Origin of the sequence: Bacillus sp. JAS24-2 (genome assembly GCF_008274905.1) — a bacterium.
GTDB lineage: Bacteria > Bacillota > Bacilli > Bacillales > Bacillaceae_G > Bacillus_A > Bacillus_A cereus.
On record NZ_CP031068.1, the window covers coordinates 2,826,817 to 2,839,366 of the forward strand.

The window sequence follows — 12,550 nt, forward strand, 5'->3', positions numbered from 1 at the left end:
GTGACATAAAATATTAAGTATTACCATTTCCTGTGAATTCGCTACTTTATTAACATATTCAAAAGTGAATTATACTGTGTAAAAACAACCGTCTATTTTTGAAAATATAAGTTCTGCACTTACCTCTTTTCTCTTATCATTGTTTGTTACAACTCTCACCATTTAAAAATAAAAAAAGTCCTAATTTCTTTAGGACTCTTTTAAATAAACTTATCAATATTATTAATTTTATATACTACCTTTTTCCATGTTATACCGCGATCTTTTGTAGTAAATATTTCTTTTTTATTACACGCCCAACCTTTACGCCGATTAAAAAAATGCAAACAAAATACATTTTTTAATAATAGATTACTTGATACTTTGATCCATTTTGATCCTTTTTTTATTATTTGATATACACTTCCATTTTCACTATTTATAACCCAGCCATAATAGGAACTAAAAAACGAAACAGCCACTTTACTAGTATTTATTGTTTTATTTGAAATATGCCACGAATTCCCCTTATCAAATGAGTAATTCATTAAAAATACATCATCATTCATTTTAGTTGGTATTACTAATAATTTATTTTTATAGATTGCTTTATAAGCCATAGCAGTCCCATTATTAATTCCTTCAAGACTTGGAATATCTTTTATAGGATGCCAACTTTCCCCACCATTTATTGTTTTAAATACCGTTGATGTTTCATAATGTTTTTGTAGTGAAATAAACCCAATTAGATCGTTTATAAATGTTATCCCTGAAATACTATCACTAATACTTATATTTTTTATTACTTTCCAAACTTTCCCTTTCGTTTTCAAATAGTATAAATTATGTTCAAATTTATTTGATGCAAGCTTTCTAGATAATACAATCCATATACTATCCATATTCGTAGCATGCAATTGAACTTGAACATCAGTCGATTTCTCCCAATCTTCTTCAACCGGTAAAATAAACTCACTCCATCTTTCTCCTCTATTAACTGTATAAAATATAGCTGGCAATAAATCGTCATTCTTTTTTGTTAAACCATATGCCCAAGAGCTTCGAGCGTTTATTGGATACCCAAATAATACAATTGAATTAAGAGGATTGACAATATCCCATTCTACTCCTCCGTTTCGAGTATATAAGATAGCCTGCTTTTTATTTGTATATTGAATACTAGCCCAACCATATTTATCCGTTCTCATTTGTAAAGAAGTAAATTGAATATCATTATTTTCCAATATATCACCTCATTCTTATTATTTATATATTCGTATGCTATTATTTTCAAAACGTTCTATCATTAGTTATTTAAACCACCCGCTTTATCTACTATCTTTATACTTACTTTCCCTTTTCTTCACCACTCAAATATAACGAAACTCCTTCTATTTTTCCGTTATCATATACAAACGACTATATTTTACAAAATTCAACTATAAAAAATGCACCCCAATTGTAAACTATCCCCAACAATTAGAGTGCACTTTATATAAAATATAGCTTTTAATTTTTAAGCACTTACTACAGTAGCAACCTTATCCATACAAGTAATAAATTGAGTAATAAATGTATCAATTTCTTCTTTTGTAATTATATATGGAGGAAGTAAACGGATAATATTCCCTTGTGTTACGTCAACTAATATCCCTTTTTCCATTAGCTCTACCTGTAATTTCTTCACATTTTCATTTGTATCATTTAAACTAATTCCAAACATCATACCAGCATGACGTACTTCCTGAATATAATAAGAGTTTTCTTTCTGAATTTCTTGTAATTTATCATTTAAATATAGTGACGTTTCATACGCTTCGTGCATTAAACCATCTTCAATCAATGTGTTTAATACCGTTAACCCTAAAGCCGTTCCCATTGATGAATGAGCAAACGTTGTCCCGTGATCTCCTGGTGAAAATACATCACATAACTTTTTGCCTACAATAATTCCTCCTAGCGGTATCCCGCCTCCTGCTCCTTTACCAATTTGAATAATATCTGGTGTAATATTAAAATTTTGATAAGCAAATAGTTTTCCCGTTCTACCCATACCACTTTGAACTTCATCAACGACAAGAAGTACATTATATTTTTCACATAAATATTGAACACCATGTAAATATTCACTTGATAAAGGATAAATTCCTCCACTTCCTAAAACAGGCTCTAGCATAATCGCAATTGGTTTTTCTTTAATAATAGTCTCCTCTAATTGGTCTATATTTTCGCGCTCTACTTCATATACAGGAATCGATGTTTTAGGGAAATTTTGATATACACTTTCTTGTCTCGTAAAATGAAGTGCCCCTAACGTACGCCCATGGAAACTATTCTTCAGCACTACAATTCCTTCACGTTCTTCATTCGTATTAGCTCTATATTTATCAATTAATTTCAAAGTTGTTTCTGTCGCTTCCGTACCAGAGTTTGTAAAAAAGACCTTTCCGTTTTTTAATGAGCAATCCACTAATTTCTTTGCATATTCAATCGCAACTGGATTTAAAAAATGAAACGGCAGATGCAACGATTTTGTAACTTGTTCCATTGTCTTTTGTACAATTTTCGGATGATTATACCCTAATACGTTCACTCCGACTCCAGAAAATAAGTCTACATACTCTTTACCATCTACATCATAAAGCTTGCACCCTTCTCCTCTTTCTATCGCAACCTTCGTACGACAATACGTAGACATCATATATTCTTTATCTAATTGAAACCAATCCGACATGTTAAATTCCTCCTATTTATTTTCCCTGTTTATTTCTGTTCATTCTCTATAAACTCATGTATAAATTCATTTTTCAGATTAAAATTTTAATAGTAATTTTCTTCACAATATTCATTTTTCCATAATTTCTTCTATTTCAACAGGTCCACTACATACACGTTTTTTTCATCTAGCGGTCTGTTACTACTTTGCATATCATACATAATCAAGGTTATAAAATCATATTTAGTAACAATAGACGAAATAAATTTGGAGGCTATATCGATGAATGAAAACTATGATAAACAGGGGCAATCTTTACTAGGGAATCACTTTAATGAAAAAGGCGAACGTAATGAACAAGCTACCCTTCACTCACAAACAGTTGGTTCACGTGGACCTGTTCTAGAGCAAGATAGTGTACTTCACGAGACGTTACAAGAATTTATTCATGAAAAAATTTTAGAAAGACCTGTTCATGTAAAAGGATTTGGTGCGTTCGGTTATTTTCAAACGATATATTCGATGTCTGAACATACTAAATTAAGTTTTTTACAAAATTCTAATGAGAAAGTTCCTGTTATGGTGCGATTTTCGTTAGCTGTTAGTACGAAAGGAACACCGGATACTGCTAGAAATGTACGCGGTTTTTCTACAAAATTTTATACAAAAGAAGGCATTTTTGACCTTTTATGTAATCACATTCCTGTTTTTTCTGTCCGTGATCCGATGCGTTTCCCTGAAACGATTCAAGCATTATTGCCTTCACCTAAAAATAACTTAATAGACCCTAATAGATTTTGGAGTTTTGTCGCTAAAGCACCTGAATCTATTCATTTTGTTGTCCGTTTATACTCTAATAATGGTACGGCCAAAAGTCTTCGCCACATTCCAGGACATAGTGTTAATACATATGTATGGAGAAATGCGGAAGGTAATCGAAAGTATGTAAAGTATCATTGGTACCCGTTTGAAGGTGTACAGTACATTACTAGTAAAGAAGCAATTAAACTAGCTGCCGAAAATCCTGATTATAGCGGGAAAGATTTATATGATGCTATTGAAAATGGTAAACCAGTGGAGTATGGTTTATACGTCCAGCTCATGGATCCGAAAGATGAAGCGCACCTTTCTTATGATCCTTTAGATGACACAAAAGTATGGGATGAACAAACGTATCCTCTCATACCAGTCGGGAAAATGGTATTAAATAAAAATCCTGAAAATTTTATGGAACAAGTAGAAAAAGTCGCATTCTCCCCTTCTAATTTACTGGATGGTGCAGAACTATCAGATGATAAAATGCTGCAAGGGCGCGCTAGCATTTACAGTGATTCACAAAGAAGAAGAATTGGTCCCGAATTTCGCAAATTAACGATTAACCAGCAGCAAGATTGGACACCTGCTAATCAAATTACAACCGGTGAAGGAAGGTACGTTGAAGGTAAACTTGAAAGAACTTCTATAACGAAACAGGATAACTTTACGCAGGCTAGTGAATTTTATACGAAGTTACAGCCAATAGAAAAAGAACATCTCGCTGAAAACTTAGCTAGTGATTTGAAAGTTATATCCGATGATATTAGGAAGATCATTTTGGGGTATTTCAATCGAGTATCCACTGATTTGAAAACAAACATTGAGACAAAAATGAAAGAGCATTAAGAAGATTAAAACATGCTTTACGAATGAGAATTCAAATCTATATTAATTATTTTCTTATCAAAATCCAATGAGATTATTTAATTTAAAAATGTAAAGCCAATATATCCCTGTTCTATAATTAGAACAGGGATATGTTGAATTAGTTTAATGTTTAACATTAAATACTTTATTTCGCTAAAAAATGCAATAAGTAGCCTTTCAAAACAAACTATAGTAAACTATTTTACTTGTACCGTATAATTCCCTGTTCCACCACCATACTTATATACACTTAAGTAATATTTCCCTGGCTTTGCATTATAATTTCCAAGCAATTTGTTTCCATCACGTTTTGTTGCATAAGCTACATAATTATTTAAATCTGATTCAGAATATAATACCCAGTTCAATCCAAGATTTTGTTCGTTCGTAACAGAAATTTGTAAATCTTTTTGATCCTTTACATCAATAACAAATTTATCCCCCTGATCTTGATCGCTCAAGGTTCCTCTTAACAAAATATTCAAAGATAGTGGGTTTGCTGTTTCAAATGAATTATTTGGTTCTTTTTCTACAGCCGTACCTTCTTCCGTGTTCACTCCGCTAAACACAACATCATATTCAAATTGCCCAGCATTATTTACACGGTAATTTACAAAATAAGCAGTCAATGTTTTATATCCAGTCCACTCTTTTCCTGAAAGACGTTTCAACATATCATTTGTTGTTTCATTCATCACTTTCCAGTCCTCAACTTCTCCTTTAGCCGCACTTCCTGTATATGTCCCCTGTAGTGTAAATGTATTAAAGAATTGTGATTTATTCTTTGTTACTTTCACATCTTTTAATTTCGCTTCATTCGTAATATCTGAAGTAACGTCCGAAAGCGATTTTGGATCATGCTGAGTTAAATACTCATCTGATACTTGTGGAATTGTATACTTATCACGATTATCAATAAGCATTTGCATATATGATTGATATTCTTCATTTAACTTATTATCTTTGCTTAATGTAGCACGGTATGCATCGTAACTTGAAACATCATTTGCGCGAATTAAATCATGTACTTTATCGAACATTTCTGGGCGCTTATTATACATATATGATTGCAGTGCAAACGAATAATTATAAAAATCCCACGTTCCATATTTCGCATTTAATGTTTGTGATGCTGTATAACGTTTTGCAGGATCATTAGATAACCCACCAATTATACTTTTTCGTGGTACTACACTATCTAATCGCGTTGCACCTGCAAAGAACTCTGCATTCCCTTCTTCAAACCATGTTAAACGTTCATTTTGATACATTTCCCCTTGGCCCCATAATCCCTGAACTTCGTACCTTCCCTGTAAGTAGTGCGTAAATTCATGGCGGAACAATTCTTCCAGACTATAAATACTTTGCTCTGGTGTACGTTCATATGTAAAGAAAGTCCCTGTCCCTTCAATATAAATCCCACCATTATTCGTTTCATATCCGTACAGTTGACGATTAAATTGATACTCATCTGGGCTATTATAAATAACCATCGTTAACACATCATCAGCATGTCCGCTTTCAAGTGGTTTATCGCTACCAACTGTACGATAAAATTGAGAACGCACCTCTTTTGCCGCCCAGTATAGACGTTTAATTTTCTCTTCGCTAACTTTATCCCCAGCTTTAAAGACAATTGCACCATCATCAAACGTATACGTTTTCGGTAAATATTTCTTTTTACCCTCTTCTCGAATTTGATCTAAATTTACAGTTTTGCCGTTCGCATCTATTCCTCCATAATTTGTAGTAATTTGTTCTGCCGCAACAAAGTATTGCTCTCCTAAATATGGATAAATTCGCATTGCATCTGTAACAACTTGTTGTCCTTTTGTCGGCGTGCTATGAAGCTTGCCCAATCGGCCAGCATAGTAAATTCCATTATTAATTAACCATCCGTTTTTATTTGTTACTGTACCAAGTAGTGCAAAACGATTTATTTCATTAATAAAGTTATCAATATTTCGATACCACATCGTATCTTTTGGCTCTTTGCCAGTCGTGTACATATCCGTCTGAATATCAAAGTCAATTCCCTTCATCAACTCATATATAGCGTCTCCTTTTGTTCGGTCTTCAATGAAAGTTGCAAGATTATCGTTATATTGTTTAAAAATTTCACCTGCATATAAAACCGTTTCAACATCTGCTGATGCATTTCCAATTAATTTTCCATATGATGCAATTACTTTATTTTGTTCTGATGTACCAAGTTTGAAATTTGGATTTTTTGCAATTGTTTTTAAAGCTGGTAAACATTTATCATGGTAGCTACGCTCATTTAGTTTGCTTAATTCATCATGATAAAAACCTAAATAAAATGCTGCACGTAGAGCTTCTACTAATGTTTCAATTCCTTTTGAATCATCTTTCGTATAAGTTTGTCCTTGTTCTTCTAGTTTATTAATAATTGCTTGCATTCGACTATCATCTTGATAGAATTTAAGACTATCACTATTAAACTGAAATAATTCCGGAATTTGATACCATTTAATTGTCACAAGAAGATCAGTTAATTGTTTGTTATTTAATTGATTTAACTCAGCCATTGAATACTTTTTTTCTTCAGCTAACGGTTTAATATTATCGGTTGGTGCTAGTGGACGCTGCGATAAATCCGCTAATTTTAACCGTTTTGTAAAAGATGCATTTTCTTGTACTTTTGAAGAGTGCGCCAATTCATTAACAGATTTCTGTATTCCTACCGGCTCCATTTGTAATACGTTCTTCACGTTTTTCTCTTTTGTCTCTGCTTGAATTTGCAAACCATTACATGTTATTGTCACTAATCCAACACCAAGAATCCACTTAGAAATTTTCGAATATTTAACCATACCATTGCCCCCTAATAATTTAAAAGAAAATTCAGAATTTCAAAACCAAAAACCCACTTATTTGTATGTATTTACAGTTCTGCTATAAATACAACTATGATTAATAATGCAATAGTAGCTTGTTTTATACTATTACGAGTACAGATTCCTTACATACAATCTCCCTTCCTTACATGTAATACAAGCAAAAACCGTGCCAATCATATTTCTTATGAATAGCCAACATTCTTTTATAAATACTGTAGAATAAAATATACATAGGTGTTTCGGCAATGTATAAATCATTTGACACAAAATCTAATGTTTATGAAGAACAAATTCATTGAATGCTATAAGCTCATTAGCCAGTAAATAAATTTCAACTAACAACATCCCCAATTTTTAAATCTCTCAAACAAAGGTAAACAAACATATTCCATAAAGCTAATATGTTCGTTTACCTTTGTTATTTCATATCAACAGCAAACTATCGTTGAATAAAATAGCATGAATAAGTATTTTGTTATTCATTTCTCTTTTTCATATAATCTTTTTCACATTGCAACGGCTTGAATTTCACTTTTTTCCCTTTCTTCTTTTTCGTTTTTATAACGAGCCATTCCCCTTTTTCAACGTCTAGTTTTAGGCTTTTCATTACATTGATATTATCTTGTTCTTTATAAAGTAAAAATGCTTCTTGCGCCCTCACAAATAGGCTGGGCTGTTCGCTAAATCTACCACTATCATAAATTTTAGTTAGCGAATTATAATAAGAATCATTTTCCTTTCCACCATACATCAAATGGGCAGCCTCCAGATCTCTTTTACTTACTTCCCAAAAACTATGTTCATCAATATTTAAATTAAATGTGGATTTAATGTCCTGTATTATATTTTTCACATACTTTTCATCTCTAACTTTTCTTTCTTCGAGACAATCCGAAGATAACTCTGGTGCATCTGATTGGGAATGTACAACGTGTTGTATCGATACACACAGAATAAATACACTTAAAATGTAAAATATTTTTTTCATATTTACATATCACCTCAAATGATTTAGATACTATATCATTTGAGGCTTACAATATTCTTATGCTAATAATAAGAAAGATCCTATAAAATAAAATTTTTATAGGATCTTTCCTTTTAATATTGCTTTATCAAATTCACGGGCGGGGCAACTACCTTACTACTTTTCACATCATATAATCCTATAGGTGTTACTCGTATAAAAGGCAAGTGCGTCGCAGAAAAGAATAAAATTGTAAATGCTGGATCATCATACGCGTAGCCACGCTCTTGTAGTAATTTCACCATCTGTTTCTCTTCCTGTATTAATTCTCTCATTTTTAAATTAGACATAATCCCGAGCAATGGTAATGCTATTTCGTGTAACACTTCATTGTTTTCTACTATGACCATTCCACCACCGAGCTCTTTTACTCTACGAAAAGCTGTAAGCATATCTTCTTTTCTTTTTCCTATAAGAATGATGTCACCTGTACCAGAATAAGAGCTAGCAAGCCCACCTAGTTCTTTTGCAAAAGCTTTCACAGCTATATTCACTTGCCAACTGCCATCACGAGCAATCATCATAAGGAAACATTCATCATGATCTGTGGACAATTCATCACAGTCTATATTGATTTCACTAGTGTATGGTTTTGTAATAACGTTATTTAATAAGTGTATCCCCGTTTTATTAGAGAAAATCATATCCTCTTTTTCTATTGACCAATCTAATGATAATGGAGTTACTTTATGTTTACTCCAGTCTATATGTAATGCCTCATGTGTATTTACACCGTCACGCTTCACCCATTTCCCCTTTGCAAGGACACTAATTGGTACTGGGTTTTCTTTACTTTCTAAAATATTGATATTAGCAATTCTACCTGTCGCAATCGAACCATGTACATGTTCCATATTATAATAACGAGCAATATTATAACTTGCCATATCGTATGCATCTATTACTGGCACTCCTTGTTTTATCACGGTAGAAATCATAACGTTTGTCATTCCATTCTCATAAAACGAAGGATGTGAGCCGTCTGTTGTAAAAAAGAATCTATCAAACTGCTTTACACCTAGTTCCAACAATTCTTTCAGTAAAACTTCTAAATCTGGGCGGATTGAAGAATTTCTTAGGGAAACAGTGTAACCTTGCATAAGACGAGTGAAAGCTTCCTGCCCTGTCATCGCTTCATGATCACAATCTGTACCTAACAGTTTTAACTTCGCTAAAGTCGTTTCAGATGCACCTGGAAAATGTCCTTCTACTTTCTTCTGCAATCGCTTCGTTTCCTGCATCCAAGTTAACATTTCATCATCGCCATGTAATAGTTTTGGCCACGCTGTTAGTTCGCCGCCTTGAAGAACTGCTTTATGCTTAAGCCATTCTATTATTTCTTCACGATTAAATAAAGTTTCCCCGTTTTGCAATTCAGTTTGTCCATCAAAACGACACCACCAATACATACTTGCTGGAATCTTTTCAAATTCATCTAATAAACGAAATGCTTCTTCACGTTGTAATGTGAAAAATAAAGTTAAATTATCATTAATAAAAGTTGTTGTCCCAAACTGCATCGCATGATTCGCTAAAGTTTCAGGATTATATAATTGATATGGATGTGCATGAGGTTCTATGTAACTTGGAACTACATACTTTCCATCACAATCAATGACTTCACATTCATGCAGTTGCGCTGGCAGCTTTTCCCCTACATAAACAATCCGGTCATCATAGATCCAAATATTTGCTTGCATCCACTCGCGCATATAGGAATTTAAATAAGTTGCGTTCTTACATAAAATGTGCGGACTTCTTTTACCATCTATTACTTCAACATGCTCTCGTAATTGTTTATTACTCCATTTATAATGATTTTCCCCCATTGTATTCAACTCCAAATCAACTCATAATTATTTTGATTAAAACGAGAAATACTTAACTAACTAAAGTATTTTCCATTCATAACTCCCCAATTGGCGCCCCTATATCCTTCATTATATTTAATAATTTTAAAAATAACAATTTTCAGAACTACATACCTTTTTTATCCAAAATAAAAAGAATGTCATGTAACTGACATCCTTTTTATTTTTATCGTAAGCATTAAGATTGATTTTCACTTTGAAATATACTTGATGCCATATCATAAATGCAACTACTGTCCATAGTTGCGAACTTAAAAAAGCACCTCTTTTAAATATAACTATAACAAAATTCCATTCACTTTCTTTTCATCTATTTATTAAATTCAATTTGCATCATTTTATTAAACTGCGGAACAATATCGACCCCACCTATAGAGTTGAGACTGATAGCCAATGTATGTTTGCCTCCAATTACTCCCCCAGCAAAAGTTGTAAATCCAGGAATTCCTCCTCCATGCCCCCAAACTGAAACACCGTTTGGAAGTTTAGTCTCATAGATTCCAAGACCGTATGCGTCACCAACCCCTTTTCCTTCTATAGGAACTGTAGTAAGCATTTCTTTTAGCTCGCGTTCCTTCAGTAACTTACCACCGAGTAAAGATGAAAAGAACTTATTTAAATCATCCGCATTAGAAATCATATCTCCAGCTGCATTAGCTAAACTTGGATTATAATACGTAATATCTTTCAACTCGCCTGTTCCTTCCATTTTCACATATCCACGAGCATGATTCTTTCCTGGGATGACGGGTGAATTTCCTGGTAAAAACGTATTTGATAGGTCCAAAGGTTCAATAATTCGCTTTTCGATTTCTTCCGCATAACTATTTCCAGTTATTTTTTCAATAAGCATTCCTAGTATTACGTATCCTGTGTTTGAATACAACCAGTCTTTTCCCGGCGAAAAATCTGGAGGCAGCGAAAGACCTATTTTCACTATTTCTTCTGCTGTATACGTTTTTTTCGAATTCATTATGTCCGCGTCTTTTGACTTTAAGTATTCAGCGATACCACTCGTATGATTCAAAAGTTGTCGTATCGTAATTTGATTACCATCATACCCATTTCCTTGCACGAGACCTGGTAGCCACTTTTCAATTGGATCGTCAAGTTGTAAGCGATTTTCTCCTACTAATTGAAGCACAGTCGTCGCAGTAAACGTCTTCGTCACACTACCAATTCGAAAGCGATAATCCGAATTCACCGGTTTCTTTGTACTTAAGTCCGCCACGCCAGCAGTAAAACTACTAGTTTTTCCGTTGTTAGACGCCTTAGCTAATATTCCTACAGCACCAAGCTGTACTGTTTCCTGCATTACTTGTTTCCAGCCATTACGATTCTTTTGATCATGTACTTGTGACGAACTAGAAATATTTTGAGTTGACTCTGCAGTCACAGTAAAACCAGGTGTAAATAGAGCAGTACCCGCTAATAAAACTGCAAAACTTGCTAACTTAATTGAATTACATTTTTTCATAAGGCTTTCTCTCCTCCATTAATATCGGATTGATTCAAGCTATACTTTCATCCTATATGATAAATCTCTCTTTTTTCTTATCCATTCCTTACGAAATACTTACGTTTAAATTTAAATACGGTAAACTGAGGAAGAGTTATGCATGCAAATAAAAAGAGAACATGTTTTCATTTTTTATGTAAACATGTTCTCTTAAACATTTAAAATTCTATATCAACTTTTCATCCTATTCTTTACACAACTAATTTATATTCCTTTTTACCAGCCCGCACTAGCATTCATACCATTTCCAATAATAGAAAGTAATAGCGGCCATAATACTGGTCCCAATGTAAGAAATACATTTAGAAGTATGAGCATTCTATATCCAACGGTGAAATTGTGATTTTTACGATTAACAAATACTAAACTGATTAATGATATTATAGTTGTTAAAAATAATACTAACATTAGCAACCAATACCACACCATTAAACTAAGACTCCATGGTGTTAATAGCTCATGTATGATACAAAATGTGATTCCTAATACAGAAAAACTAAAACTAGTCACCGCTGTTTTTATAAGCCATTTATTTATTTTTTTATCGTATGTATTTTTACAATATAAATCTATTAAAGTATATAAAGATAAATATGCCATTAATACACCTATCCAAGACAATAACCAGTCTCCGTCCCCTTTGAATAATACGTACAGTAACCAACACATACCTACTGCTGAAAAAACAAAGGAAATAAGTATGCTTTTTAATACCGATTTCATTACATTTTCACACCCTTAAAAAATCAAAAATTAATTATGATTTATAAAAATTAAGTATAGGTTAACATGTAATGAAGTATAAGTAAATAAAGTTAATTTTATTTACCTATTTGAATACGGTTTCATATAAGAAAATAATTCATGTTAATCAAATTTCCATATAAAAAAGAA

Annotated in this window: 8 protein-coding genes; 1 reads left to right on the top strand and 7 read right to left on the bottom strand. The window is 32.7% G+C overall.

What is annotated here, in order from left to right; all coding sequences use genetic code 11:
• Positions 1-200: 200 nt before the first annotated feature.
• A complete protein-coding gene (locus tag DN407_RS14715) occupies positions 201-1,223 on the bottom strand; it encodes a hypothetical protein (RefSeq protein ID WP_149216413.1) in 1,023 nt (340 codons plus the stop codon).
• A gap of 272 nt (positions 1,224-1,495) precedes the next feature.
• Positions 1,496-2,713 (bottom strand): aspartate aminotransferase family protein, encoded by a 1,218-nt coding sequence (locus DN407_RS14720; RefSeq protein WP_149216414.1) that lies wholly within the window; start codon positions 2,711-2,713, stop codon positions 1,496-1,498.
• A 264-nt stretch (positions 2,714-2,977) separates the two neighbouring features.
• Here DN407_RS14720 and DN407_RS14725 point away from each other — a divergent pair, with 264 nt between their 5' ends.
• Positions 2,978-4,357 (top strand): catalase, encoded by a 1,380-nt coding sequence (locus tag DN407_RS14725; protein ID WP_149216415.1) that lies wholly within the window; start codon positions 2,978-2,980, stop codon positions 4,355-4,357.
• A 218-nt stretch (positions 4,358-4,575) separates the two neighbouring features.
• On the opposite strand, the gene colA is transcribed toward DN407_RS14725, so the two are convergent.
• From colA to DN407_RS14750, 5 genes are all read right to left on the bottom strand, one after another.
• Positions 4,576-7,212, bottom strand: a complete 2,637-nt coding sequence (gene colA / locus DN407_RS14730) for a collagenase ColA (protein WP_149216416.1) — start codon at positions 7,210-7,212, stop codon at positions 4,576-4,578.
• A gap of 502 nt (positions 7,213-7,714) precedes the next feature.
• On the bottom strand, positions 7,715-8,227 hold the full coding sequence (locus DN407_RS14735) for a hypothetical protein (RefSeq protein WP_000719376.1): 513 nt from the start codon (positions 8,225-8,227) through the stop codon (positions 7,715-7,717).
• A gap of 113 nt (positions 8,228-8,340) precedes the next feature.
• Positions 8,341-10,095 carry an adenine deaminase C-terminal domain-containing protein gene (locus DN407_RS14740; protein WP_149216417.1) on the bottom strand — a complete coding sequence of 585 codons (1,755 nt, stop codon included), beginning with the start codon at positions 10,093-10,095 and terminating at the stop codon, positions 8,341-8,343.
• 352 nt (positions 10,096-10,447) lie between these two features.
• Positions 10,448-11,614 carry a serine hydrolase domain-containing protein gene (locus DN407_RS14745; RefSeq protein ID WP_000710636.1) on the bottom strand — a complete coding sequence of 389 codons (1,167 nt, stop codon included), beginning with the start codon at positions 11,612-11,614 and terminating at the stop codon, positions 10,448-10,450.
• A gap of 258 nt (positions 11,615-11,872) precedes the next feature.
• On the bottom strand, positions 11,873-12,379 hold the full coding sequence (locus DN407_RS14750; RefSeq protein ID WP_000843835.1) for a DUF3902 family protein: 507 nt from the start codon (positions 12,377-12,379) through the stop codon (positions 11,873-11,875).
• Between the last annotated feature and the right edge of the window lie 171 nt (positions 12,380-12,550).